The organism is Streptomyces sp. NPDC001668 (assembly GCF_042893155.1).
Classification (GTDB): Bacteria; Actinomycetota; Actinomycetes; order Streptomycetales; family Streptomycetaceae; genus Streptomyces.
In genome coordinates this window covers 22,411-47,998 of sequence record NZ_JBIAUQ010000016.1, presented here as the reverse complement: position 1 = coordinate 47,998, position 25,588 = coordinate 22,411, and the positions used below count along the sequence as shown (strand labels likewise).

The window sequence follows — 25,588 nt, the reverse complement described above, 5'->3', positions numbered from 1 at the left end:
AGCACAACAATGAGCCCGGGGGAGGATGACCGGATCTGTCTCACGGATTCGGCGCCGCGCACGTCGTTGAATGGGCTGTTCGCGGGCGTGCCGAAGGGGCCGGTTGGGCGCGCTCCGCGGTCCTTCCGTCAGAGGTCTCTACGCAGGTGGGAGGCACTGTGGAGAGGCTGACGGAAGATACCGGCACCGGCTTGAAATCCGAGGTGCTGCGGGTATGCGAACGAAGGGTTGAGTCTACGGCGAATGATGACCGGTTCCGGTGCAAACCAGACGTCCGGCTTGGTAGCCGAAGCGCGGAGTCCCCACGTCATGACAGCCGGCGATTACCGGTTACTGCTCGGAAGCCTACGAGGTGGCCCCACAGGCGGACCCGGCACAGATATCTGCCGGCGTCGGCGATCGAGTACGCGGCTAAGTACTTGGGCGTTGGCGGGCATGCTGCCGCACTCGAGACCTTCATCCTGGGGCCGGGGAGCAAGCGGGTCCGACCAGGGCCGTGCCATTGTTGAATCCGTTGATGACCGGTTAGCGCGGGGGGAACGGCGTGAGGCTGTCGCGGGACATCACCGGGTGGGCGTTCATGGTGGAGGTGGACGGTGTCTGGCGTGCCGGACTCGCGGTAGGACTGGCCGGCATCAGCCCGTTCACCGCCGGTGACGGGACCGGAGGTAGCCTGTTCACTCGCGCGAACAGTTGGTGGGGCCTCCCGGTGCTCCTCTCGATGAACGAACTGCCCTTCAGCCACCCCGTCGATCACAAGTGGTGTGTCACGCAGGCTGACGGAGGCGTGCTCTCCGTCTTCAGCCCAGATGGCGCGTACTTTGTGCATGACCTCCGCCTGGAAGAGCCGCCTGGCTGGCGGGAGACGGCGATCGCATCGGGTTCGGTCATGCTGGTCGTCTCCCACGTGCTGCCTGCTATGCATGATCCGATCGGCGCGCTCGACTTCGAAACGCGGCAGGGGATGGTGTGCGCCGGCTCTGTGCGCTTCGGAGAGCCGACCTACGAATCGCGTGATGACGAGGATGGCCCGCCGAAGGTCAGATTTTTCATCGACCCCGTCGGCACGCTGATGGAGCTTGCACATCACGTGTGCAACCGGATCCTTTCGCTGTCCCAGGCGAAGCAACAGGCGCGCGAACTGGAGCAAACGCGACAAGCCTTGGTGGAACATGCGGACCAAGTGCCCGCCGAGACGATGGTGGAATTGCTTTTCCGGGACGAGTTCCACGATCACCGCGGTCTGGTCGAGCTCATGTACGTCTACTGGAGGCTGGTTGCCGAGGTCGCCGACACCTGTGGGGCGGAGGCCGCCTGGCGGGACGCGGCGCTCCGGACTGTCGAGTCGGCCGTCGACCTGGTGGCGGCCCGGTGTGATCGCGCGGTGTTCGAGGAAACCGACGCGGTGGTGTCACGGCTGATCGACAAGCTGAGCGATCCCGCCGAACTGGAAGCCGGGTTGCTGGCTGCCGCCCGGTTGCGGATGGCCACTCGGGGAGCGGAGGACTTGGCCGCCGACCACTACGCCCGTGGGATACGTACCGTCTGGTCCGCTCGGCTGGAGGCTGACCTGTACCGCACGTGGTTCACCGACGAGGAGCCCTTCCAGGCCGAGTCCCACCGGCTGGTGACGGAGGCGGGACATCTGGTGCTGCGCGCTCTGGAATTGGACGGTGGGACGCGAAAGGTCCGCCTCCAGGCGTCGTTGGCGCAGATCCTCGCGGACGAGGAGGGAGTTGATCGAGATGCCGCCGGCGCCGCGTTGTCGTTATGGCTCGACTCGTCAACCGCCGACGATCTGGATGTCGCCCTGTTTCTGCTCAGGGTGATGGACGGGATTCCCCCGGCCCTGGTCGACGGGTTGCCCAGGGCGGTGTTCGGGGCGCCCCTGGCCGATTTCGTCGCCGCCCATGGCAGCAACGTAACCGCGAAGGTGATCAGCCAGGGCGTCAACTTGGCCCGGGAACACGCCGACCGGCCGCTGCTGCGCACCGTGCTGGACTGGGCAGAGCGGCTCGGGGTCCGCTGGGGCCCCGCCCACCGCAGGCAGTTGATCGAGGCACGGCTTCACGTGCTGCCCGACGACCCCACCGACTGCCCGGGGCCCGACCATGCCCTCGCGACGTCGTTCCCGGAATCCTGGACCCCGACACAGCGGTCGGCGGCGCTGCTGCATACAGCCGCACACGCCCGCGACTGGGGCCGGCCTGCGCTGGGGATCACTCTCCTGCGGCAGGCGGGCGATGTACGCAGCGAAGAGTTCCGGCTCTTGGTAGCGGATCTGTACTACCAGTCGGCCAAGGAGGGCGAGACGGTCTCCGGTCTTGACCCGTTCCCTTGGGATCGCTATGCGTACGCGGCACACACCTACGCCTCGCTTGGCTTCGAGGAACTGGCGCGGGCGAGCCTGGTGCCGTTCGCGCAACATTTGGGCAACCTCGGCGGCGACGAACTCAAGGCAGCACTGTTCGCGATCATCCTGAACGTGCCGAACTTCGACACGAGCCGCGCGCCCGAACTCGGCGTGGTGCTGCGCGACCTCGTGCACTCGGCGGTCTGGCAGCTCACGTTGGAATCCGAGAGGCTGCCGATGGGGCTGATGCTCGGTTTGCACCAGGCGGGCAAGGGACCGGAGCTGGGCGCATGGGGGCGGATCGACGGCCCGCTCGCGCTGCCTACGTACATCCAGCACTTTCTCGGCAAGCTGCGCGACTTGGAGAAGCCCGCCGCCGTCCATGGTGCGTCCGGTGCGTCACCGCACCTGCTGAACGCACTGGACTCCGACCATCGTCCCGGCGGCCACGACACCCACCAGATCGCCCGGAACCTGCGGTGGCACATCTCGTCGCTCATCGACCACGAGTTGAGCCGCCGCTCGGCACCGCTCATCGACGACCAGCACCTCTGGGCGAAGACGCACGAACTGCTCGACGACCGGACCGTACTGCTCACCTGGTTCCTGCCCGCCGCTGTCAGCGGCGCAGCCGTGCTTCTCGCGGTCACCAGGCAGGGCCGGTCCCTGGCCGTGCACTTGGGCGACGGCGCGGACGAGAACAACGACCGGCACCCGGTGGCGGACCGGGTCGAGGCGATCCGGACGGAGGTCCAACGCGACCCGCTGTTCGGCAACGTGACACCGGAAGGCAGCCAACTGCTGCGGCAGCCAGGCGACATACCACTCGGTGCCGGCGAACTGTGGGACAAATGGCGGGCCCAGGGCAAGGACCGCATCCTGGCATGGCCGCATGGCGCGCTGCACTACCTGCCGCTACCGCTGTGCCGCACCGGAGACCGCATGATCGCCGATGACTGGACGGTCACCACCATCGTCGGCCTCGAGGTCCTGACGCCCACAGCAGACCCCGTACGGCCGCGCCGCACCGCGGTGCTGGCCTCCGCCAACGGCGGCGTGCCCTACGGGCTGTACGCCGAACCGGCGTTGGAAGAGCACGCGCGGCAGGTCGCCGACGCGGTCGGCACGGATGCCGTCACCGGGCCCGCGGCCACGCGTGACAGGCTGCTCGCCGAACTGACTATGGCGGACGTGGTCCACATCGCCGTACACGGGAGGCTGGACCAGGACGCGCCGTGGATGCATTGTCTCTACCTCACTCCAGACCGTGATGACGACGGCCGGGTCTTCGCCTACGACTTCCTCGAAGCCGACCTGCGCGGTGTCCGCCTGGTCACTCTCGCCGCATGCGAGTCCGCGCTGGGCCGGTTCGACCGCGCGGACAACGTCCGTGGCATCCCGGCGGCACTGATCACCGCTGGCGCGCAGGCCGTCGTCGGGTGTCTGTGGCCCGTACGCCCCGAGCCGGCCACGTACTTCTACCACCACATGCACCATCGGATCGCTCACGGCACGGACCCCGAGCCCGCCTTCCGCGAGGCCCAACTCGCCACCCGTGCCCGGCATCCCCACTACCGTGACTGGGGAGCGTTCACCTACGTGCATGGTCGGAGCAAGGGAGCCATGGCATGACCGAGGTCTGGTTGCACGAAGTCGAGCTCGTGCCGGAGCGCACGCTCGGGAGCCCGGCCGACGACGAGCCGCTGCGCGGCAGGCTCACGTTCGGCTGGGACGTGCTGCCCGCCGACCACGAGGGCGTGCCCGCCCAGTGGGCGTCCTACGTCAAGGCAACGCCCGACCGCGAGTTCCGGCAACTGCTGATGGTGTGCTCGTTCCGTCCGGAGACACCGGCCGGCAAAGGTACGTTCCGCCACGCCTCCCTGGGGGTGGCACTGTCCACACAGGACGGCCGGGCACGGCCCGTCGCGCGGCTGATCGACCCCGGCGAGCGCACCCGTCCGGTTGTCGGCTCCGGCATGGGCATGAACTTCACGGTCAAGGCAGGTCTGCTGGACGTGGGCGTGGAGAAGCCCCCGGGTGCGGGGCCGGAGAGGGACGAGTGGATCGTCCGCGGCCACGGCGCATCCCAGCCGAACCCGCAGTGGGAGTTCCGCCAGCTCAAAGGCTTCCCGCTGGTCGGCGACCACCCGGTGGCAGCGCTGGTGGAACTCGTTCCCGACCGGCTGAACACGGCGGAGGTGCTGGTGGCGGCAGAGCTGGAGCACCGCAGCTGGGGGATCCGCCGCTACCGGGCACGCCTCGCACCGACGCCACACGCCATTGTGCTGGCGGGGTGACCCCGCCACATCCGTCAACGGAATGCGCGATCATCACGGTGAGGACCGCCGAGGCCGGACAGGAAGCTCCTCTCCATGACCGCAGAGTTGGACGGTCTGACGGCCACCTCGCCAACAGCAAGTAACCAGGCGGAAGAACCGAGCAGCTTATGAGTGGGAGGGCAAACGCTTGTGACAACCGTTTACGAGCAGATTAAGAGCGCGGATGAAGTAATCTGCCGGAATATCGCGTCGCTAACGGACCAGCGGGCACTGCTCTCACAGAACGTCCTCGCCCAGCTCCGCAATCTAGTTGAGGGCGTCTCGGTACGTCTTCATACTGGCCGGTCTGACACCGAGTTCAACTATGCAGCTGTGGAGTCCGGACTCATCTTTGTTAAGGGCAACGCAAAGCTCAACTTCCTCGGCAAGTTCCACAAGCTCATCCAGATGAGTGCCTCCCATTACACGCTGGACGGGGACACCTCTGAGCGGTTGATGCTGAAGTACTACGAGTATCTTCATCGCATCCGCAGCCTGCTCAAGGAAAGTTGCGGGATCGCAGTGCTGGCCAATCTCGAGGCATTCCCGGTCGACCTTGATCCATCGCTGCGGGAGTACCACGAAAAGATCGCCGCGAGGATCGAGGCGGTCCGTCCGAAACCAACACTGTCGGACGCTGGGGCGCGAGACCGGTACTACATCCACAGAACGCGCCCGTTCTTCGTAGGGGGTCGCATCTACTACGAGGTCACCTTCTATCGAGCGGTCAATAAGGTGAGCAAGTTTGACCGTATCATCGCCTTCACCGAGATCGACATGACGGACGAGTACGCAGCCATGCTTACGCTCCAGAGCGACTCGATCGAAGTGCTTGGCCAGAAGATGCCGGTTACGATCATCCGCGAGTGGGAAGTTTCCATCCGGCCATGCGAGTTCAACAACTTCGCTCGTCTTCTTGGTGTCGTCACCACCGTTCGGACCAACTCTTCGGAGTACCGCTACCTGATGCAGGGTTTGACAGCGACTTCGGGCAACCTGCTCGACTTGATTGATATGCCTGACGAAAAGTATGCGCCGCTGAAGGCGGCAGGTACGGCTGGCTCCACCAAACCGCAGATCTTCCCAGTGCTGGATGAAGCACGCCGCATCGTATGGTCAGCGAGTCAGGGGCACAACGTCATCCGTTATCTCATGCTGCGGATGTACAATCAGGTTCTGAAGTCGCAGTATTACTGGGAAGGCTGTGGCCTCCTCTCCGGGATGAAAATGCAGTATGGCTGCATCCCGTTCGATACTATGCCGCTCTGCACCTCGCTGCCGGGGCATAATCCGCGGTACTGGGATCTTGTTGAAAGCCTCGATGTGACCGGCCGAGACCATGAACTGCTCGCTCGACGTGTGAAGAACAACGTAGAGAATCACGGAATGCTCTACACGCGCGAGGCCGATCTCGCGGAGCTCGGAGATGTCAACGAGCTGATTTCCGCTTACAATAGAAAGCTCTACTACAAGCATAAAGAGCGGCGACGGCTCGTACGGGACAAGGGGCATGTCTTTATTTCTGGGTACGAGGACGATACGGTCGCCATCGTCGAGAAGCTCCAGAAGCGCGCGTCGTCCGGAATAGATGGCTACAGCCAAGCCGTTGAGCGCTGGCTCGATGAGAAACCTCGCGGCATCGACGATGAGGCCAAAAAGGATGCGCTCAAGCTGTTGTTTGGCCAGTCGCGTGTCGCGTTGATTTACGGCGCAGCCGGTACTGGCAAGTCGACAATGGTGGATCACATTGCGAATTACTTCAACGACAAGGCGAAACTCTTTCTCGCGCACACCAACCCGGCGATCGACAACCTCAAGCGCAAAGTAACTGCGCAGAACTCAACCTTCCGGACGATCAGTAGCCAGATCCGCAGAAGCGCCGCAGATCAGGAGTACGACCTTCTAGTTATCGATGAGTGCAGCACGGTTAGCAACACTGACCTAATTAAAGTGATGGAGGAGACATCCTTCAAGTTGCTCGTGCTCGTTGGCGACGTCTACCAGATCGAGTCGATCCAGTTCGGAAACTGGTTCGGCATCATCCGCTCCTTCATCCCGAACACCTCGGTGTTCGAGCTGACGACGCCCTTCAGGACTAAGAGTGAATCGCTCCTTGGGTTCTGGGGCAAGGTCCGGAACATCGATGACGATATTGCCGAGGTAATTGCTCGCAACGGATACTCGACTGTGCTCGACAAGACACTGTTCGAAGCTCAAAGCGACGACGAGATCATCCTATGCCTGAACTACGACGGCCTCTACGGTATCAACAACATCAACCGATTTCTCCAGAGCAGCAACCCCGGTGCAGCAACCACTTGGCGCGTTTCAACGTACAAAGTCGGCGATCCGGTCCTCTTTAACGAGACCGAGCGGTTCCGGCCGGTGATCTATAATAATCTGAAGGGTCGAATTGTCGGTATCGAGCGCTTCCCTGGCCGGATTCAGTTCGATGTCGAACTCGATCGAACGTTCAGCGAGTTCGACATCAATGGCGACGAACTCGAATGGATGGGAGACGCGACTGTGCGATTCTCTGTCTACGAATACGACATCAGCGACGAGGACAATGACTCGCTGAACACTTCCGTGCCGTTCCAGGTGGCCTATGCAGTTTCGATCCACAAGGCGCAGGGCCTCGAGTACGACTCCGTTAAGATCGTCATCACCGATGCTAATGAAGATGACATCACACACAGCATCTTCTACACGGCCGTCACTCGGGCGCGTGAGCGCCTGCGGATCTTTTGGACGCCAGAGACGCAGCAGGCCGTTCTCAAGCGTCTCGATCGGATGATCAACCCGAAGGACGTTGCTCTACTGTCTAGCCGCCGTGGCCTTATTCCGGTCGCCGGGACTCGGCGAGCCCCCTGATCCCTCGGCGAGACGGATCGGCGGCTCGCGCTCAAGAGTCCAGGCTCTAGCGACACACCCGCAGCCCCCTATCAGTCTGAGGCCGTCAGGTTGATTGTCCGCTGTGCGTTCTCGATTAGGCGGCCGTATGTAGTGACGCTCAAACGCGTCAGGTGCGAGTTGAAGGTACGAATGGTTTCGTCGATCTCTTGGGGCGATGCGTCTGTGGTCACGAATCCGCTGTGCCCCATCACGACCGTCATCGACGCGCGTCGGCAATCGATACCCAAGTCCACTAGGATCTGGGGCCGCTTCTCGTCCAGCTCGCGTAGGTAGTTCATTGCCTGCCCGACCGCTTTGTTGACCTCTGTGCCAACGATCAGGTGGTTCCGCTGGCCGGTGACCAGCCGCTTGATGTTGGCCTTCTTGAGTTCGACGCCGTGCAGAGTGCCGTCTGGCCGGAGTAGAGCCAGGTCCAGCTGGTCTCGCAAGGTGATGTTGCGGCGGACCGTGCCTGGCAGGAACTCGCCTCCGAAGATCCAGGTCATCCGCTCGATGAGTCTCTGCAGGTCGCCTTCGCTGCTTTCGGGGTTCTCGACTGCGGTACGCAGCTCATCCAGATCAGCCTGCCGTCTAGCGCGTTGGACCAGAGTCGCGAGCAGTTGAGCCTCGTCGAGTTCAACGAGGGACGTGGCGGTTGCTGGCTCGCTTTCCAGAACGGTAAGCAGCTTTCGGATGGCGGTCGCGGCTGGCTGGTCACCGGCAGGTTGCAGCCGAAGGCTGATGCGAGAGGCGTTCCGGAACGGATCTACTTCGCCCGTTGGCATCGAGACGCCGTTCAGCTGGCGAAGCCGGAAGAGCGGAGCTCGAGTGTCCACTATGTGTGGCCGACGATTGTACGAGGACCGAATATCCCGTTTGCCGGTATCCACCCAGCACTCCACCGGTGATTCGGGTTCAATCGCGAACTCCCCGAGGTAGAGGCTCTCGCTGCGGTGCGCGACGAAGACCCGCAGTGGTACCCCGCGCCTCCAGTGGGCGAGCGCGGCCAGGTTGTCGTCCGAGATGGTGTCTGTCCACTGTGACTGTCCGGAAGCAAGCAGCACAGGGCCATCCCACCGAGGAGCAATTTCGCCCGTGGCGGAGCGATCGAGGAAGAGGAATGCGTTGGGAGTTCTTCCACTGGCACCGACAGTGAGTCGTGGGCTGCCTCCGTAGACATCGTGCAGTTCGCTCCGTTTGACGACTGCCCCGGGCGGAATGCTCCACGCTGTGGGCATGTCATCCGGTGCCGGTACCTCCTCCACGAGTTGAATCAAGTCTCTCCATCGCTTGGCGGCCAGATCGAGCGCTACCAGCTGACGCCCTTTAGTCGCCGACCGTGCCCGCTTCACGACGTGATCAAGGCCCGAAGCCCGGAGTACCTGGGCCGAGACAGGGGCCGCGAACGAGAGCTTGCCGAAGGACAGACGCACCCTGACATGAGGGGGAGTCGACCCCTCGTCGCTCCTCTCTACGAGCCGCGCGAGCGACCAATCAAGCGAGTCGGACTCCACCGGGGTCGTGCTGGCTATGTCCCCCAGCGCCACTACGCCGCCGCCGCGGCCCCTCCGCCACAGTAGTACTGCGTCGCCTTCCTCAACCCGAGACGGGTGACGGTTGAAAGCGACGAATCCCAGCCCCCGGCCGACTGGGAAGATCCGCGAGTCATCTCGTACGCGGACGTCTTGTTCTCGGCGGCTAACAGCCAGTACTTCACGTCTCTCCTCCCACACCTGGAGTACCACGAACGTACAGCGGCTCATTCGCTTGTGGAGAGAGATCGACACCGGCTGTCGTCGTGGGCTGTCCACTTCGAGCGGCTGCGCCGTTCGAAGGAGGCGGGTCACCTTGGGTGCCGGTCTACGGATGGCGCGGATCATCACGGTGAGGACCGGCGAGGCTGGTGACGGTTGGCTTTGGCCGATGTCCCCGTACCCTCACGACTTGTAGAGGGTCTGGACTTTTCCGTCGCCGACGGCCGGGTTGACCATGAGCGTGACGTAGGGCTCGTCGTGGGTGGAAGAGGAGGGCATCGTGGATGCGGCGGGCGGTGCCGGTCTTCCGCCAGGTCGGCCGGACGCCGATCTCCTTCAGGGCCACTGTCGGGTGCTTGGTGTACTTGTTCGCCGGCGTCGGGCTCGTGCGCTGCCAGTACCGGTTGCCGTGCTCAATGGTGTTGCCGTAGGCGTAGCCGACTGGATGTCCGTGTGGGCACGCGAGGACGGCCGTGAATCCTGGCTCGGTGCTGTGCCGGTCAAGGCGCTCGCTGAACGCGGTGACCGCGTAGTTCGGCAGGTGGAGGAGCGGGGCGCGTACTGCGGCGTACACGTTCAGGAGGTCTCCGCGGGCGGTGTCGAGAGTCGTGAACGTGCGCAGTTCGATGGCGGGCGCCGTTGCCATGCAGCCATCCTCCAGGCGGCGGTGTGCTCGGTCCAGGTCTGCACGGTGGAGCTGCCCGGTGCGATGGCGCGCAGCACGGCCCCGAACTCCTGCAGCACGCGCGTGACCCGGGCATGCTGGGTGGCGGCCTGGGTGGGCAATTTCAAGGCGGTGGCCGTGGCGGCGTCGGGGGCGCCCTGGGCGAGCCGGGTGGTGGCGATAGCGCGAGATCGGATCATGTGGGGCCGGAGGACGGACAAGCAGCGGTGGGCGTGGTACTCGGCGGCGGAGTAGTCGCCGAGCGCCAAGTGTGCGGAGAGGGCGAGGGATCCCCGCGAACTCCCGGTGTTGTCCGCGCTGAACGACAACCGTTGTTGGAACTCCCCTACATATTCAGCCGCCCCGACCAGAACGGCCGACTGAGCGCCTCCGCGGCGCTGGGCTGCCCGCCGTGTATTTCGGACCCTGCACCGCACAATGCGGGGCCGGCTGTACCCCTCTCAACGGATTCGCTGCAGGTTGCTTCAGACAAACGCAAGCGCACGGAAGGTGTTGCGGACGTCGGTCAGGGGCTGGCGGTCGCGGGTGTAGTAGAGCTTGTTGGTCAGGAGTACGGCCCAGCGCCCCTGGTGGGGTGAGATCCACATGCCGGTGCCGGTGAAGCCGTAGTGGACCCAGATGTCCTCAGCGGGGTGCGTGCCAGGGGCGGGATGCCAGAACAGGCCGCGTACAGGTTCTAGGGTGCCGGTCTGGACGGTCAGTGACTGCCCGGTCCAGTCGGGGCCGAATCCAGCTTGCCCGTGGCTGGTTGAGGTGTCCAGCATGTAGCGCAGGAAGAGGGCGAGGTCGTCGAGGACGGTGAAGGCACCGGCGATCCCGCACACTCCGCCCAGGAGCCGGGCGGAGAAGTCGTGGGCGACGCCCTTGAGGTGGGTGTCGGTCTCCTGGTCGAGTTCGGTCGGTGCGCACCGCGTGGTGATTTCGGCAGGCAGGGGTCCGAAGCGGGTGGAGTGCATGCCCAGCGGCTGCCAGGTCCGTTCCGTGGCGAGCTGGTCGAGGCGTCGCCCGGAGAGGTGTTCGGCGAGGTATCCGAGGATGAGGGCAGCTCGGTCGGTGTACTCGACGGCCTCGCCGGGCGGGCGGTGCAGGGCCTCGTGAAGGACACCGTCGCGGATGTCCTGGGGGTCGGTGCCGTAGAGGTTTTTGAGCTGGGCGCGGAGCGGTACGCCAGCGGTGTGGGTGAGTAGTTGACGGGTGGTCACCGCACGGAGCGGGTGGCCGTCGACTTCGGACCAGAAGGCACCGAGCGGGGCGTCGAGGTCAAACTTGCCTTCCTCCCGCAGGGCTCCGATCGAGGCCCACACGGCGAGGATCTTGGTGAGGCTGGCGGCGTCGAAGACGGTGTCGGGCTGCATCGGCACGTTCGGCTCATTGGGGTCTAGGACCCCGGTGGCGCCGTGGGCGCGGGTGCCGGTGGCGTCACCGACTGCCCATACGGCGCCGGGGTAGACCTTGTCGCGGACGCCTTCGTTCAGGAGGGCTTCGATGCGGTCGGTGCTGTACGTCATGGTCTCCCTGTTCGCCGTGGCCAACCCGCCGGATCAGCGTAGTGACGCGGGCGGGACCAGTGGGGCAATGGCGTGTCGGACGTCGGCTGCGGAGGCTGGTCGGCGTGTGTCTCAGGCGAGCTGGCGGCCAAGGTCGGCCAGGGCCTGGGCGGTAGTGGTGAGGGGGTAGCGGGCGGCGTTCGCGTAGCCCGTCTGTCGCAGGGCGGGCAGCAGGCCGGGGGCGGTCCGTAGGCGGTCGAGGTCGCGGGCGAGTGCGGTGGAATGGGTGAAGTCGGTGGCCACTCCGGACGCGGCGAGGACTTCGTTGAGGCCGGGCACGGGTTGGTACAGGACAGGCAGACCGCATGCTTGGGCCTCCAGCGCGACCAGGCCCATGGCTTCCAGGGTGGTGGACGGGATGACCAGGACGTCGTGCTCGGCGAAGGCTTTCCATAACTGTGGACGGCGGAGCCAGCCGAGGTACCGGGCCCGCACTCCGGTCCGTTGGAGGAGCGGGGCCAAGGCGTGGAACTGGGCTCTGGGGGCGGCGATGCTCAGCTCGACTCCTGGAATGGGCGCCAGGCCCGTGATCAGGCGCTCTGCGCCCTTCTCGGCGGTCAGCCTGCCTGCGTAGAGAAGTCGTAGGTGGCTGGTGGAGGTGCGGGCGGCCCGCGCCGGCGGATCGGTGAGCAGATGGTCGGGGATGCCCCACGGAACGCGGACGAGCTTGCGGCGGTCGATCTGCGGGGCGAGCTTGAGAAGGTGGTCGGCCATCGCGCCGGTGGGGACCACGATCACGTCGGCGGCCCTCGCAGTCTCGCGCAGGACTTGGAGCTGGTCGCGGTGGGCCTCGGCGAAGATCAGGTCGGTGCCGTGGACCAAGGCGATCCTGGGGTGGGCGGGCAGAGCCCGGAGCAGGGCGGGCGTGGCGCCGAAGGTGAGGTGCTGCAGGTGCAGTACCCCGATCTGGGCTGGATCGATCGCGGTCACCAGCGCCCGTCGCAGGGCTGCGACGTAGTGGCCGAAGGCGGCGCCCTCCAAGCACTTGCCGGCGACCGTCAGCAGGTCGAGCCCGGCGGGAAGGTGGGCTTTGGGGCGGGTGGGGGCCAGCATGAAGGCCCGTGCGGGGATGAGGGGCTTATCGCCGGTGTACAGGTCGAGAAAGAGTTTGACGCTGCCGCCGGGGCTTCCGGCTGGAAGGTCGAGGAAGGTGGCGGCCAGCGGCCCCGCGGCCGGGCGGACGAGGGGGCTCACAGCGCTCCTTGGGGGATCTCTTCGTACAGGCGGGAGATGTCGATGCCGTGCGTGGCGGCGTACTTGGCGCGCTGTTGCTGGTAGCTGGCCGGGGTGCCGAGGGTGGTGAGGAAGACAAGCTTGCCGAAGGTCATTCCCGGATAGACACGGGCGGGTTTGGCGGCGCGGATTTCCAAGGTCCAGCGGATCGCGTGGCCCTGGTGGCCGAGTGGGGCGGAGACATGGACCCAGATGCCGAGGGCGCCGATGGTGCGGTTGCCGTTGAGGAGCTGTGCGTACGTTTCCGAGCCGGTCCTCTCCAACGTGACGCCGAGGTAGAGCATCCCGGGCTGCAGGACCAATCCGGAGGCAGGGATGACCAGTTCGGTGAACGTGGTGGGGGCGGCGGCGTCCAGGTCGCCGTCGCAGATGCGGATCGTGTCGCCCAGCCGCCAGTCGTAGGCGTTGGGGGACAGACGTGCCGGGTCGTAGGGCGCGATAGTGATTTCGCCCGCGCTGACGGCGGCGGCGATGGCGGGGCCGGTGAGGATCACGGGGCGACCGCCTGGGCGTGTGCCGCATCCCGCCAGTAGCAGGAAGGCTGAGGGCCGGCGGCGCCCTGGTACTTGCCTCGGTACAGCTCGACGTCCCCGGTGGTGACGAAGAACATGATCTGCCCGATCTTCATGCCCGCGTACACCCGCAGAGGGCGGATGGGGGACAGCATCAAAGTCCACTGGCCGTGGAAGCCGATGTCACCGATAGGGGCGGTGATCTCGACGAATAACCCCAGCCGTCCGACCGAGGAGCGGCCGAAGAGCAGTGGGATGAAGAGGTCCGAGCCGACCTCCTCGACGGTGTGGCCGAGGTACAGCTCGCCGGGCTGGAGGACGTATCCGTCCGTGTCGATTCGGATCGTGTGCGTGGGGTTGGCGTGGTGGGCGTCGATGACCTTGGTGGCGTACGTCAGCAGGGTGGCGCCCAGGCGGACGTTGTAGCTGTTGGGGTTCGTCTGCTCCGGGGCGAACGGGGTGATGCGAAGGCGTCCATCGGCAACGGCCGTGTTGATCTCGGGCCCGGTGAGGATCATTGAGCGCCCCCTTGAAGAGCGTCGGCAGAGTCAGTGAACGGGGCCGCCAGGACGCTGCGCACCGCCTGGCCCAGACGCAGTCCGGCTTGATGAGTGCGGCCGCCGAGATAGGTGTCGGCGATGTAGTCGGTGGTCAGCACTATGCGCGCTGTGGGTGGAAGGGGCATGGGCGCGACTGCCAAGGGGCCGACGTGTTCGACGAGATGAGCGAGCAGCTTGGCGTGGTCCTCGGACTGATCGTCGGGGAAGAAGGCGTGGACGAGCTGGTTGCCGAAGGGCTCGATGGCGAGCAAGTCGCCGAGAGTGAGGACATCGCCCAGCGGTACGGGGCGTAGAGCGGTCTCGTTGAGGATGACCCCGTCCGCTCCGAGGCCGGTGTGTAGGCGGGTGGCGATCTCGTCCAAGAGGAGTCGTCGGTCCAACAGGGTATTGAGATATGGCTCGTTCACGATGCCGAGCCGGCTTCCCAGGGTGCTGTTGAGGAGCGCGATCTTCTCCTGCAGTACGGCGAGGTCCTCGGGGATTGCGGAGGTGTCGGGGAAGGCGCCTACGCGGGCCGCCCAGCCGGCCCCGACCGGCTCGGCGGTGGCGTACCCGACGCCGAGTTCGTGGCCCTTGACGACGAGGGTGTCGCCGACGGGCACGGGGCCGTAGGTGTTGCTGTGGCAGTGCCCGGCGAAGATGACGTCCGCGAAAGAGCAGGCGGCGGCCAGCTTCAGGTCCTCCTCGAAGCCCGAGTGGGACAGCACCATCCAGGCGTCGGCACGGTGATGGTGCTCCAGCATCACCTCGCGCAGGGCCTGGGCCGGGTCGGTGACGTGGTGGCCGGTGCGCTGGTTGGCAGGGATCGCGTTGAAGGCTTGCAGGCCGATCACCGCGGTGACGGCAACTCGCCGGCCACCGATGTGCTCGATGCGCACGCGGTCGAAGAGCGGCCTGCCGCTGCCGTCGGCTGCGTTCGCGCACACGGTCATCTCGTGTAGCTGCGGTTCGAAGTAGTGCGGCCAGCCGTGGTTTCCGGGGGCGAGCAGGTCGTACAGGCTTGTGAGGACCTCGCTCTCGATCTGACCCTGGCCGAAGCGGTAGAAGCCGGTGCCTTCGAAGAAGTCGCCGCAGTCCACGACCAGGCTCTCGGCCCTGGCCGCGTGGAGGTAGGCGAGCATTGGAGTGGCCTGGGCGAAGGAGGAGTGGACGTCGGTCGTGGCGGTGATTCGCTGGAGCTGCCGGGTCATGGAGTGACCTCGCAGATGTCGGCGCCCAGGGCGTGCAGTTTGGTGGGCAGGTCGGCGTGGCCGCGCCGGAGCTGTTCGAGGCCGCCGAGGGTGGTGACGCCGCTCGCTGTGAGGCCGGCGATGAGCAGGGCCGAGCCCGTGCGGATGTCGGTGGCCTCCACGCCGGCGCCGGTCAGCTGCTGCGGTCCGGTGAGGCGGCATTGGGTGGGCGAGAGCTCGTGGATCTCGGCGCCGAGTCGGGCGAGCTGGGGGAGCAGGTTGCCGTGACGGCCGGGGTTGATGGTGTCGGCGAACTGGTGAGTGCCGGGCAGACCGAGGGCGAGGGCCATCAGCGGTGGTTCGAAGTCGGCGTCCAAGCCGTCGGGGGAGAGGGAGGCGATGGCGCGCAGTGATCGCCCGGTCGGCTCGGCGTCGTGGGCCCGGACGGTGAGAGCATCGTCCTCGGCGTCGGCGGGGACTCCGAGCCAGTTCAAGGCGGAGACCAGGGGAGCGACGTCGTCGCCGCGTACGCCACAGATGCGTGCGTCCCCGCCGGTCGCCGCGACCGCACAGGCCAGGGTCCCGGCTTCGACCTTGTCGCCGGGCACCGACCAGACGGTGGTCCCCGTCGGGACGGAAGTGGGTGGTGACAGCGTCAGGACCGACTCACTGACCCGGCACTCCCATCCCGCCACCTGCAACGCCTCTACGACGCTGATCACTTCAGGCGAGAGATTGGGGTGGCCGAGGCGCAGGGGCCGGCCGGCTACGACCGCGCGCAGGAGGGCAGCGACGCTCGCCCCCCGAGAGCGGAACGGCAGCACCACGGACACGGTTCCGGTCCCACCAGTGGCTGCTTCCACGAGGTAGCCGCGTCCATCGACCGTTGTGCGGTCACCGAAGCGCTCGTAGACGTTGAAGTGCTGCTCCATCCCGCGTTCCCCGATCCGGCAGCCTCCCGGCCAGGGCAGCCGGGCTCGCCCGGACGCGCCGAGCAGGGCCGGTACGAGGTAGTACGAGGCCCGGATGTGGGCGGCGACCTCGGGATCGGGACCTGGCTGGGGCTTGTCGCTCGGCAGGATCACGGTGGTGTGCGGATCGCTGACCGGACGGGCCGTGTGCCAGCCGGCCTGTCGGAGCAGGGCGAGCATGGTCTCGACGTCCATGTTCGACGGGACGTTGCTCAGATGCACCGGGTGATGCAGGGCCGCGGCGGCGGCCAGCAGGGGCAGGGCCGCGTTCTTGGAGCCGTCGACGGTGATGGAGCCGGCGAGTGGGCTGCCGGGTCGCACGGCGACCACTTCTGCGGCGACGGGGGGAATGCGTACGGCTGTCAACGGTCAACTCCTCTGCAAGGGAAGGTGTGATGCGGTGGGTAGTGGGGTGCTGACCATGAACTCGGCCCAGCAGCGTTTGCCGGGCGGCAGCGGATCGAAGCCGTGGCGGTCCGCGAGTGCTGCGACGAGGAACAGCCCGCGTCCGCCTTCCTCGTCCACATCCGACAGGCTGACCTGTGGGACGGCAGGGTTGGCGTCGTTCACCTCGATCCGCAGTCCCTTGTCACTCAGGCAGGCGCTGGCCGTGATCGGGCCGCCGTTTGCGTGCCGGACCGCGTTCGCGATGAGCTCTGCGGCCACCAGCTCTGCCGCGTCCAGGAGTTCGGGGCCGAGGAAGGCGCCGAAAGCCCGTATCCCGTTCGCGAGCTGCTGGCGCGCGGACGCTGCGGCAGCTGGCGTGCCGGAGACGGGAATCCGGATGTGATGCGCTTCCATGAGCGGCCTCCTGGTCGGTTCGGCCACTCCACGCAACCGCTCCGGAGGTAAGCGGAACCAGTCGGTGTGCCGGGGCTGCATCACTTATGCAGGAGCTGCATCACTGCCAAATGCCGCTCGGTTACTCTCGGTTGAGCAGGCAGGATCGGCGACGGCAGAAGGGGCCGTGGCACAGATGGCCGAGGCACAGAGTGAAGCGAGACGGATCGGCGAAGTGATCCGTCAGGCACGCGTGTTACAGCGGCGCTCGCAGAGGGACGTTGCCGCCGCGCTTGGGTATCACCAGTCGAAGGTGAGCCGCCTGGAGAGTGGCAGGGGTACCGACGACGTGCGAGTGCTGCGCGAGATCGCGCAGGTACTGGAGATTCCGCCGCATCGTCTCGGCCTCGCCGCCGCTTCTGATGCCAGCCCCGCCGAGCCCGGAACAGAGGACATGCACCGCCGTACCTTCCTTGCCGCGAGCGTCGCCGCGCTCGCGGCTCCGCCGTCGTCGAGCGCGGCGCATCACGACCTGATCCAAGTCCTGTTGCCAGGCACGAACCCCGCGGCCACCGGGCAAGCCCTGGGCCTCGACGAGCTGCGGGATCGGGCACGGGCCGTACGCCGGATGTTCTGCACGTGCGACTACGCGGAACTGGAGCAGACCTTGCCGGGTCTGATCGCCGACCTGCGTCAGGCCGCCGGAGGCTCATCCGGCTCGGCGGAGGTGTCCGGGCTGCTCGCGACCGCCTACCAGACGTCGGTGAGCCTGTTGCTGAAGCGGGCCGATCAGGGCAATGCCTGGCTCGCGGCCGGTCGGGCCATGGCCGAGGCGGAACGGTCCGGGGATCCTGTTGTCCTCGCCGCCAGTGTCCGCGTCCACGCTCACGTCCTCGTGCGGGAGAAGCACACGGCCCAGGCCGTGAACATGGTCCGCCACACTGCCGACCAGCTCACCGGCTCCTACGACCAGCGCCCGCCCCGGTACCTGGCAGCGGTTGGTCTGCTGTTGCTCCGCGGAGCGACCGCCGCCAGCAGAAACGGCGACCGCGACACCACCCAGGACTTCCTCACCGAAGCCAAGGAAGTCGCTCGCTACGTCTCCTTCGACCGGCCCGACGCATGGGCGAACTTCAGCCCCACCAACGTCGCACTCCACGAGATCAGCGCAGCCGTCTCCTTCGGTGACGCCGGCATCGCCCTGGAAACCGCACGGCCGCTCATGCGGCGGCACATTCCTGTCCCCGAGCGCCGGGCCGCGCTGTGGGTGGAGACCGCCCGCGCCTACAGTCAGCAGGGCAGGCTCGCCGAGGGCTACCAGGCCCTGCGTATCGCCGAGAGCTGCGCGGCACAGGACATCCGCCGCCCCGCCGTACGCGAACTGGTCGCCGACATGGCAGCCCGCGACCGTCGCCGGGCACTGCCCGAGCTGCACCACTTCAGCCGCCAACTGGGAGTGCCCGCGTGAGTGATCAGCCCGACAAGCCTTTCCTGCAGATCGTGGTCTGCGCGGCTGGGATCGCCGCCGACGTCGGCAGACTGATCACCGCAGCACAGGAACTGCACTGGGACGTCGGCGTCATCGCCACCCCCCAAGGACTCGGCTTCCTCGACGCGGAGGCGGTTGAGGCGCAGACCGGCCGCCCCATCCGCTCGGCATGGCGATCACCAGGTGAACCGCGCCCGACTCGGCCCGCGGATGCGATCGCGGTCGCCCCGGCCAGCTTCAACACCGTCAACAAGTGGGCCGCCGGGATCTCCGACAATCTCGCCCTGGGGGTCCTGTGCGAAGCACCCGCCATGGACATCCCGGTCGCCGTGCTGCCGTACCTGAACTCAGCCCAGGCCGCCCACCCTGCGTACCGCCAGAGTCTGGAACGGCTACGCGAGATGGGCGTCCTGATCGGCTCGTACGAACCGCACCGGCCAAAGGCCGGCGGCGGGGCCGACCGCTACCGCTGGGAGGAAGCCCTGGAACTCCTCGCGCCCAAGCTGTCCGCACCGGCCTGATCAGCGCCGCCGTGTCGGTGCCCCCTGCGGTGGCCGAGCAATGGCTGCCGCAGGGTGGACCGGCGCGCTGGGCCGTTGCATGGCGCTGTGGGCCCTGGCTGCCTGGGCCCAAGGACCGGGAACGTGGCGCTCGCCGAGGCGGCGGATACGCCAGGTCAGCGCGGGCGGGGCTGTGGCGTCGTCCAGGGTGCGCTGGCTAAGCGCCTGGTCGATGACGGTGGCCGGGTTGTGTCCTGCTGCTTCGGCCTCGGCGAGCACAGTGGCGAGTGCGTCCCAAGCCGAGTCGGCCAGGACGCGCTCGGCGTGCTCCGGCACCGCCTCATGGAGGTGGTGGGCGAAGCGGCGCTTGGTCTGCGGGCTGGGCGCCCGGCTGGCGAGGCCGACCAGGACCGGCTCGGCGACCTGCGCGTACGCGACCTGCAGATGGACGAGGGCTTGTTCCGCTGCTGCCTCCTGTTGGGCGTGCTGGCGGGTGCGGTGCCAGTGAATCGCGTAGGCGACCGCGGTGAGGGCGACGTCCAGCAGCATCGCCAGCCCGGCACCGTCCCCGTGCCGTGCGGGGTCCTTCCAGATCGCCTGGACGCTGCGGCGCAGGACGCGTGTGCTGTCCAGGTCGGCGGCGATGCGGGAGCGGGTGGCGCGCTCGAAGACGGCCGCGGCCTGTTCAAGTTCGGCCTTCAGCGCCGACGGCGCGGTGACCGCCAGGAGGTCCAGTGCCGCCCCGAGCGCGACCAGCTGTCCCTGCCCCGCGGGGTCGTCGCCGTGGGTGAGGTGGTGGGGGATGCGTTCGGTGGCGGCGGTCGCCTGGTGCCACGGATTGCCCGGCCGGACGGTGACCGGTTCGGGGCTGGTGGTGGCGAGACGCCGACGGATCTTGGGGAGGGAGAGGTCGGGGGCGAGGGTGGAGCCGGAGTAGAAGACCGGCTCGCCCTTGTCGTTGGTGTCGCCGGGCAGGGCGAAGTTGCAGCCGAGGGCGTCGCCGGACGGGCCGCGCTTGAGGCGCACGCTCACGCCGGTTGCCTCCAGCAGGGCGAAGAACTCAGTCTCGTCCGCTGCGGCGGCGACGGCTCGAGCTTCTCGTACCGTCGCCGGGCCAGCTCGTCCTTCGCGGGCATCTCGCACAGCTCCCCACCTCCGCCCGCAGCCGCATGTGTGCCATATGTGTGCTGCGAGTACGAAGGCCCTCCCGTCCGATGGACGGAAGGGCCCTGACCTGGCGTTTTGCTGTGCCCCCGGCAGGATTCGAACCTGCGACACCCGCTTTAGGAGAGCGGTGCTCTATCCCCTGAGCTACGAAGGCGAGCCGACGTCAGACAGGGTAGCCGATCGAGGCGTCGGTGTTCTTCCCGGTTCAGGGCTGGGTCAGGTGATCCGGGAGATCAAGCCCGCGGGCCCGGTCGCCGTGCCTCACATCGTCGCCCGCAGATGGCTCACCGTCACGAAGTGGTAGCCCTGGGCCGAGAGGGTGCGCAGGATCTGCGGTACGGCGGCGACCGACGTGGGGTGGATGTCGTGCAGGAGGACGACGTCGTTGCGCTTCACCTTGGAGATGACCGACTGGGCGACCTTCGCGGCGTCGGGGTACTTCCAGTCCTCGGTGTCCAGGGTCCACAGCACCGCGGAGAGCCGGGTGGCCCCGCGGACGGTGCTGTTGACGGCGCCGTAGGGCGGGCGGAACAGGGTGGGTTCCTGGCCGGTGGCCGCCTTGATCGCGGCGCTCGTGCGGTTCAGCTGGTAGGCGACCTCCTCGGCGGTGAGCTTGGTGAGGTCGGGGTGACTGTAGGAGTGGTTGCCGACCTCGTTGCCCGCGCGGGCCTCGGCGCGCACCAGGGCGGGGTGGGCGACGACGTTCTGGCCGACCGTGAAGAAGGTGGCCCGGGCGTCGTACTGGGCGAGATAGGTGAGGAGGGTCGCGGTGTACGTGGCCGACGGGCCGTCGTCGAAGGTCAGGGCGACGCACTTGACCTGCTCGCAGTCGGTGTCGTCGTCGCCGGAGGCGGTGTGCGTGGGGACCGCGGGCGTGGGCGTGGCGGTCGCGCCGAGGTCGAGCGAGCCGGACGGGCTGACGCTCTGCTCCTGGACGCGCTTGCCGAAGGCGGACAGCCAGGGCGTGACCGTGGCCTTGGGCAGGGTCACGACGTAGGACCCGGCGGCCCCGGCCCCGACCGCGCCGGGGTCGAAGGTCACCCGCAGTCCGCCGGTCGCGGTGAAGGCCATGTCGTCGAGCTCGCCGGTCAGGGCCGACGGGTCGTCGAACGCCTGGGCCAGAGTGTCCGCGTCGGTGCCTTCGCGCCCCTCGAGCCCGCTCCTCAACGCGGCGTAGAAGGCGTCCCGGGAGCCGCTGTCGACGAGGTCCGGCGCGGTGCGGGCCATGCCCTCCCGGCCGTCGTACCAGTAGGTGCGCCGGGCCAGTCCGCTGCCCACCCCGCCGCCGCCGAGGGTGGTGAGCCGGACGCCGAGGACGTCCCCGGAGGCGACCAGCAACTGGTGGCTGATGTTGAGTTCGGTGCCGGCGTCGGTCGCGGAGCCGTCCTCGCACGACTCGCGGAAGGTCGCCAGGCGCCCCTGGACGTCCTTCTTCATCTCCGCCGTCATCGCGGTCGCGCCGGGCACGTCCGGGTAGCTGGTCGCCCAGGCGCAGGAGGTGGACTCGCTGTTGTCGCTGACGATCTGCAGGCCCTTGATCCTCGCGGGGTCGACGGTCCGCGTGGGGGAGGGGGCGGCGGACGCTCCGGGCCGCGCGGTGGCGGTCCCGACTGCCGTTCCGGGGGATCCGGACGAGCAGGCCGTCGCCAGGGCGAGCGAGCCGAGGAGCAGGAGGGAGGGGAGAAGGCGATGAGTGCGCATGGGTCCGCAACCTGGGGTCGAAGGGGTTTTCCGAAACCCGATCGTGCAGGTCAGGGGCTTTTTTCAGCGACCGTCGACGTCCCCCTGAACAAAAAACCTCAGGGGCACACCCGTCGGTACGGCGCGTCGGACACATAGGTCCGCCACTGCGCCTCGGTGAGGCCGCCGCCGAACCGCTCGCACAGGACGCGGACGACGTCGGCCGGGGCCACGGGGTGCCTTTGGAGGAGCACGTTCGGGCCGCTCGCGTAGAGGACCGAGTCGTCGCGGGTGAAGGCGAGGGCGTCGATCTCGTCGCCCGCGGTCGGCAGGTCGGTGCCGAGCTGCTGCTGTCCGGCGGTGTCCCACAGCCGCAGGGTGCCGTACTGGCCGCCGACGGCGAGGGTGGCGCCGTCGGTGGAGAAGGCGAGCACGTTCACCGCCTCGGCCTCGCCCTGGGCGGCGGTGTCGGAGGTGCCGGTCAGGATGCCGAGGCGGGTGCGCAGCTCGCCGTCCCACAGGGTGACGTGCCCGGTGCTGTCGCCGACGGCGAGCCGGGTGCCGTCGGGGCTGAAGGCCAGCGCGGTGATCTGGCGGCCGTCGGCCAGCGAGCGCCCGGTGACCTTGCCGGAGGGCAGCTCGGCGTACTGGTCGGAGGAGCCGGCGAGCAGTCCGCCGTCGGGCCGCAGGGCGAGCGTGCCCGGATACAGGACACCCTTGGGACCGGCCGTACGACGGTGGGTGGCGGTGTCCCACATCTCGACCGTGCCGCCGTTCGCGTCGCGCACGGCCAGCAGGGTCCGGCCCTCGGGGCCGAGGGCGAGGCCGGAGACGGCACGGTCGGCCGCGCCGGACGTCTCGAACGTCGTACGGACGCGGTGGGCGCCGGTGTCCCAGACGGTGAAGCGCTGCCGCAGGGAGCCGTGGGCGGACACCGTGTCGGCGACGGCGAGCGCCTTGCCGTCCGGGCTGAAGGCGAGCTGCGGAATCCCGCCACCGTCGCCACCGCCACCGCCACCGTCGCCGCCACCGTCGCCGCCGGGAAGCGGACCGAGCGTGGCATGCGCGAGGACCGCCCCACCGCGGGTGGCCCGCAGGTCGAGACGGTAGGACGAACCGGAACCCGTGACCGTCGCCAGGACCGTGCCGTCCGGGCTGAGCGCGGTCGCGTCCGTCGGGGTGCTCCGCCAGGGGGTGTTCAGACGGTCGCTCAGATTGTCCGTGTGGACGGTGGCGCCGTCGAGATAGCGCAGGGTCCTGCTGCTCCGGTCCGGGTCCCAGGTCAGCTCCCGCACCTCGGCCCCGGCCGTCGGCGTACGGAAGACCAGTCCGCCGCCGTTCGCCATCTGCCATACGGCGACCTCCTGGCCGTCCGCCGTGGCCAGGAACTCCCCGTCCGGGGAGAGCGCGGCGTCGCTGAAGCCGGTGGCTTCGCCGCTGGTGAAGTCGGCGAGGGTCCGTCCGGCCGAGACGTCCCAGACGGTCGCCGTGGTGCCGTGGACGGAGGCCAGCCGCCGGCCGTCCGCGCTCAGCCGCAGCAGCCGGGAGCCGCCGTCCGCGCCCGAACCGGTGCCGCACACCGTGCCGTCCGCCTTCTCCCAGGCGCCCGGCAGCCGTCTGCCGTGGACGGTGTCCCACACCTGAGGTGCGCCTCCGGCCGTGCACAGGGCGAGGAGGCGGCCGCCCGGACCGGCCGAGATGTCGGTCAGGTCGGTCGGCATGTCCTTGGTGAACAGGATCTTCCCGTCGCCGGTCCGGCGCACCCGTACCGGGCCCGGTCCGTCCGTGGGGCCGGTGACATAGGCGCTGCCGTCGGCCGCCGCCCCCCAGTAGCTCGTCTCCGCCAGGTCGGCGGCGGACTCGCCGGCGGTGAAGTCCCACAGGGTGTCGCCGCCCTCGCCGGTGATGACGAGGAAGCGGGAGTCGGGGCCCATCTGCGAGGCCTCCGAGGCGCTGGGGAGGTGGTACGTGGCGGTGACCCGGTGGTCGGCCATGTTCCGCACGGTGACCCGGGAGCCCGTGACGGTGACGAGGGTGCGGCCCTGGCCGGTGAGGAAGCGGCGGGCGTTCTCGCCGGTCCGGGGGTCGGTGTAGGCGTCCCGCTCCGGCCGGGACAGGGACTCCAGCAGGGCCGAGCGGGACTCCGTCAGCGGGGCCAGGCGCCATGCGGCGACGGAGAGCAGGGCGGCCGTACGGGGGTCCGTGGACCGCAGGCTCTCGGACACCGTGGCCAGGCGCCGGGCGGCCGCCTTCGCCGCCTCCTCCTCGCTCACCTCGTTCCGCTGCCAGGCCAGCAGCCCCGCGGCCAGCGCGAGCACGAGGAACACCGCGAGCCCCACGCCAAGATTCCGGGTACGCCGAGCGGCCCGCACCCCGGCCACCTGCTCGGCGTCCCGGCCGGCGAGGGAGGCGGCGAGGAAAGAGCGCTCCAGCGGGGCGAGGTCGTCCTCGTGAGAGCGCGGTCCGGACGGCGTCCCGCCGCCGAACAGCTCCTCCGCCCGCGCCAGCCGCGTCCCCCGGTACAGCGCCCCCGCGTCCCGGTTCAGTTCCTCCCAGGCGCGGGCCGACTCCCCGAGCTGTCGCTGCGCGCGCAGCCGCTCCCGGTCGGCCTCGATCCACTCCGCCAGCCGGGGCCAGCCGGTGATCAGGACTTCGTGGGCCAGCTCGACGGTGTCGCCGTCCAGGGCGACCAGGCGGGCGGCGGCGAGGCGTTCCAGGACGTCCTCCGCGCCGGGTCCCAGTTCGGCCCGGGACGCGGGGCGGCGGGTGTCGGCGGCGCCGTCGCCGGGGGCGATCAGGCGCAGCAGGACGCGACGGGCGGTGCGGGCCTGCTCCGGGGCGAGAGAGCCGTAGAACTGTTCGGCGCTCGCGGCGATCGCCCCGCGTACCCCGCCCGTCTCCTCGTATCCGGCCAGGGTGAGGGTCCGGCCCCGGCGCCGGCGCCAGGTCTCCAGGAGGGCGTGCGAGAGCATCGGCAGGGCGCCCGGCTGCTCGGCGACCTCGTCGATGATCCGGGTGGTCAGCACCCGCTCCACGTTCAGTCCCTCGGCGCTCGCGGGACCGGTGATCGCCTCCCGCAGCTCGTCCCGGCTCATCGGTCCGACCAGCAGGTTCGCCCGGCTGACCGCCTCGGCGAGCCCGGGATGGGAGGCGCAGTGGCCGTAGAAGTCACCGCGGACGGCGAGGGCCACGCGCAGCCCGCTCGACTCGTCGCGGGCGCGCAGCAGCAGGTCGAGGAAGCGGTCGCGTTCCTCGCGGTCGTGGCAGAGGGTGAACAGCTCCTCGAACTGGTCGACGACCACCCAGGTGTCCAGTGCGCCGTCCAGCGGCGTGAGCGCGTTCGCGTGGGTGTGCGCGGGCCGGTCGCCCGGGGTGAGGACACGGATCACCGCCGGGCGTTCGCCCCCTTCCGCCGTCCGCAGCGCCGGGATCAGCCCCGCCCGCAGCAACGACGACTTGCCGCTGCCGGACGCGCCGAACACGGCCGCGAACCGGTGCGCGCGCACCAGCGCGAGCAGCTCGCCGACCTGCTTGTCCCGGCCGAAGAAGAGGTCGCTGTCGCCGGGCTCGAACCGTGCCAGGCCCCGGTAGGGCGCCCGCTCCCCGGCGGACGGCACCCGGACCTCCGCGTCCGCCTCGCGCCAGCGCCCCTCCCACTCCTCCGGGTCGGCGCCGAGCACCTCGGCATAGGCGCGGACGACCGCGAGCGAGGGCAGCTGGTCGCCGGCCGCCGCCTGGGAGAGCGCCGTCGTCGAGTAGCCCGCCTTCTCGGCCATCTCCCGGTACGGCGGCTTCCCCGCCTTCTCGCGCAGCAGGCGCAGGTCGTACGCCAGGCGCTGCACGGGTCCGGCATCGGGGTCCACCGGCTTCTCGCGTCGTCCCACCGGGCGTACCTCTCGAGCCTCACCGACCATCGAACGGGCGCCCAAGGTACGTTTCTCCTCCTCTCCGAGGCAATTCCGGCCCATTTGTCGG

The 25,588-nt window shown here is 68.3% G+C and carries 15 protein-coding genes, 1 tRNA gene and 3 pseudogenes; 5 read left to right on the top strand and 14 right to left on the bottom strand.

Going from position 1 to position 25,588, the window contains the following annotated elements:
* The first annotated feature begins 580 nt into the window (after positions 1-580).
* The 3 genes from ACFYZ8_RS35940 (at position 581) to ACFYZ8_RS35930 (ending at position 7,545) form a co-directional block, all read left to right on the top strand.
* Positions 581-3,985 carry a CHAT domain-containing protein gene (locus ACFYZ8_RS35940; RefSeq protein ID WP_388539413.1) on the top strand — a complete coding sequence of 1,135 codons (3,405 nt, stop codon included), beginning with the start codon at positions 581-583 and terminating at the stop codon, positions 3,983-3,985.
* A complete protein-coding gene (locus ACFYZ8_RS35935) occupies positions 3,982-4,650 on the top strand; it encodes a hypothetical protein (protein WP_388539416.1) in 669 nt (222 codons plus the stop codon). Before ACFYZ8_RS35940 ends, ACFYZ8_RS35935 begins: the two co-directional genes overlap by 4 nt.
* Positions 4,651-4,821: 171 nt before the next feature.
* Entirely contained in the window at positions 4,822-7,545 is a 2,724-nt protein-coding gene (locus ACFYZ8_RS35930) for an ATP-dependent RecD-like DNA helicase (RefSeq protein ID WP_388539419.1), read from the top strand.
* A 71-nt stretch (positions 7,546-7,616) separates the two neighbouring features.
* On the opposite strand, the gene ACFYZ8_RS35925 is transcribed toward ACFYZ8_RS35930, so the two are convergent.
* From ACFYZ8_RS35925 to ACFYZ8_RS35880, 10 genes and pseudogenes are all read right to left on the bottom strand, one after another.
* Positions 7,617-8,999, bottom strand: coding sequence for a Shedu anti-phage system protein SduA domain-containing protein (locus tag ACFYZ8_RS35925; protein WP_388539493.1), 1,383 nt, complete (start codon positions 8,997-8,999; stop codon positions 7,617-7,619).
* A gap of 429 nt (positions 9,000-9,428) precedes the next feature.
* Positions 9,429-9,966 (bottom strand): annotated as a pseudogene (locus ACFYZ8_RS35920) (GNAT family N-acetyltransferase); the annotation flags it as partial.
* Positions 9,966-10,274 (bottom strand): annotated as a pseudogene (locus ACFYZ8_RS35915) (hypothetical protein); the annotation flags it as partial. The pseudogenes ACFYZ8_RS35920 and ACFYZ8_RS35915, both read right to left, overlap by 1 nt.
* Positions 10,275-10,469: 195 nt before the next feature.
* A complete protein-coding gene (locus tag ACFYZ8_RS35910) occupies positions 10,470-11,513 on the bottom strand; it encodes a serine hydrolase domain-containing protein (protein ID WP_388539422.1) in 1,044 nt (347 codons plus the stop codon).
* Positions 11,514-11,624: 111 nt separating this feature from the next.
* Positions 11,625-12,746, bottom strand: coding sequence for a glycosyltransferase family 4 protein (locus ACFYZ8_RS35905; RefSeq protein ID WP_388539425.1), 1,122 nt, complete (start codon positions 12,744-12,746; stop codon positions 11,625-11,627).
* Entirely contained in the window at positions 12,743-13,279 is a 537-nt protein-coding gene (locus tag ACFYZ8_RS35900) for a deoxycytidine triphosphate deaminase (protein ID WP_266681477.1), read from the bottom strand. The genes ACFYZ8_RS35905 and ACFYZ8_RS35900 overlap by 4 nt, the downstream gene beginning before the upstream one ends.
* The gene (gene dcd, locus ACFYZ8_RS35895) at positions 13,276-13,815 is read right to left on the bottom strand and encodes a dCTP deaminase (protein WP_388539428.1); all 540 of its coding nucleotides are present in this window, start codon (positions 13,813-13,815) and stop codon (positions 13,276-13,278) included. Before dcd ends, ACFYZ8_RS35900 begins: the two co-directional genes overlap by 4 nt.
* Positions 13,812-15,047 carry a bifunctional metallophosphatase/5'-nucleotidase gene (locus ACFYZ8_RS35890; RefSeq protein ID WP_388539431.1) on the bottom strand — a complete coding sequence of 412 codons (1,236 nt, stop codon included), beginning with the start codon at positions 15,045-15,047 and terminating at the stop codon, positions 13,812-13,814. The genes dcd and ACFYZ8_RS35890 overlap by 4 nt, the downstream gene beginning before the upstream one ends.
* Complete coding sequence (locus ACFYZ8_RS35885; RefSeq protein ID WP_388539495.1) at positions 15,044-16,327, bottom strand: UDP-N-acetylglucosamine 1-carboxyvinyltransferase; 1,284 nt, start codon at positions 16,325-16,327, stop codon at positions 15,044-15,046. The genes ACFYZ8_RS35890 and ACFYZ8_RS35885 overlap by 4 nt, the downstream gene beginning before the upstream one ends.
* Before the next feature lie 39 nt (positions 16,328-16,366).
* Positions 16,367-16,798: an ATP-binding protein gene (locus tag ACFYZ8_RS35880; RefSeq protein ID WP_388539433.1), complete on the bottom strand. Its 432-nt coding sequence runs from the start codon at positions 16,796-16,798 to the stop codon at positions 16,367-16,369.
* 175 nt (positions 16,799-16,973) lie between these two features.
* Here ACFYZ8_RS35880 and ACFYZ8_RS35875 point away from each other — a divergent pair, with 175 nt between their 5' ends.
* Together ACFYZ8_RS35875 and ACFYZ8_RS35870 are read left to right on the top strand one after the other, a co-directional pair.
* Positions 16,974-18,245 (top strand): helix-turn-helix domain-containing protein, encoded by a 1,272-nt coding sequence (locus ACFYZ8_RS35875; RefSeq protein ID WP_388539436.1) that lies wholly within the window; start codon positions 16,974-16,976, stop codon positions 18,243-18,245.
* Entirely contained in the window at positions 18,242-18,787 is a 546-nt protein-coding gene (locus ACFYZ8_RS35870) for a flavoprotein (RefSeq protein ID WP_168509174.1), read from the top strand. Before ACFYZ8_RS35875 ends, ACFYZ8_RS35870 begins: the two co-directional genes overlap by 4 nt.
* Here ACFYZ8_RS35870 and ACFYZ8_RS35865 read toward each other — a convergent pair.
* The 4 genes and pseudogenes from ACFYZ8_RS35865 to ACFYZ8_RS35850 all read right to left on the bottom strand — a co-directional run.
* Positions 18,788-19,870 (bottom strand): annotated as a pseudogene (locus ACFYZ8_RS35865) (mobilization protein); the annotation flags it as partial.
* A 144-nt stretch (positions 19,871-20,014) separates the two neighbouring features.
* Positions 20,015-20,087, bottom strand: a tRNA-Arg gene (locus ACFYZ8_RS35860).
* Between the two features lie 107 nt (positions 20,088-20,194).
* Positions 20,195-21,634, bottom strand: a complete 1,440-nt coding sequence (locus ACFYZ8_RS35855) for a polysaccharide deacetylase family protein (protein ID WP_359033015.1) — start codon at positions 21,632-21,634, stop codon at positions 20,195-20,197.
* A gap of 98 nt (positions 21,635-21,732) precedes the next feature.
* Positions 21,733-25,497 carry a helix-turn-helix domain-containing protein gene (locus ACFYZ8_RS35850; RefSeq protein ID WP_388539438.1) on the bottom strand — a complete coding sequence of 1,255 codons (3,765 nt, stop codon included), beginning with the start codon at positions 25,495-25,497 and terminating at the stop codon, positions 21,733-21,735.
* Between the last annotated feature and the right edge of the window lie 91 nt (positions 25,498-25,588).